Source organism: Streptomyces canarius (assembly GCF_014650735.1).
GTDB classification, from domain to species: domain Bacteria; phylum Actinomycetota; class Actinomycetes; order Streptomycetales; family Streptomycetaceae; genus Streptomyces; species Streptomyces olivaceoviridis.
Map to the genome: position 1 here is coordinate 1 of NZ_BMVN01000237.1, position 620 is coordinate 620.

General features: G+C 69.5%; 1 protein-coding gene. It reads left to right on the forward strand.

Annotated elements, in window-relative coordinates:
• Window positions 1–620: hypothetical protein (locus IE294_RS47070; protein ID WP_189895429.1), on the forward strand; the 620-nt coding region annotated here is incomplete at both ends.

The following is a 620-nucleotide window of genomic DNA, read 5'->3' on the forward strand; positions in this document are numbered from 1 at the left end:
GACTGGGCCGAACGATTCCGCAAAGCCGGAACCAGCATCGGCGACCCCTTCGGCGGCAGCTTCCAATTCCGGGCCGACACCAGCGACTCCACCCAGTCCGGAATCCGCGCCATCCTCAACAACCCCGAGATCACCTCCCGGCTCAGCGAGGAACACCTCCAGACCCTCACCCACGCCCTCAACTCCTACGGCCACCAGCCGGACACATCACAAACCACCGGCCCGGACACCCACACCGGTGACCCTGTCTCCGGCGAGGAACGGGCCGCGCACCTGGACGGCTTCGCCCAGGAATGGCGGCGGTGGGAGAAGTCACCGGCGGGCGAGGAAGACTCCGAACACACCGTGCTCGGACCACCCGAACGCGCACTGGCCACCGCGTTCCAACTGCTCGGCCACTCCCCCGAACCAGGCTTCACCACCCGCCTGGAGAACACCGCCGGTGACCTCACCAGCCTGTCCCGGCTGGAACAAGACGCCCTCATCGTCGCCGACCACCTCCTCCAGCACCCCGCAGACCTGCCCGGCGCAATGACCCTCGGCCTGCGCCTGCTCACCGACGCCCCCTACCGGCACGACACCCGTCTGCCCGGCGGGGCCCGTCCCGAGGACAGCGGCGG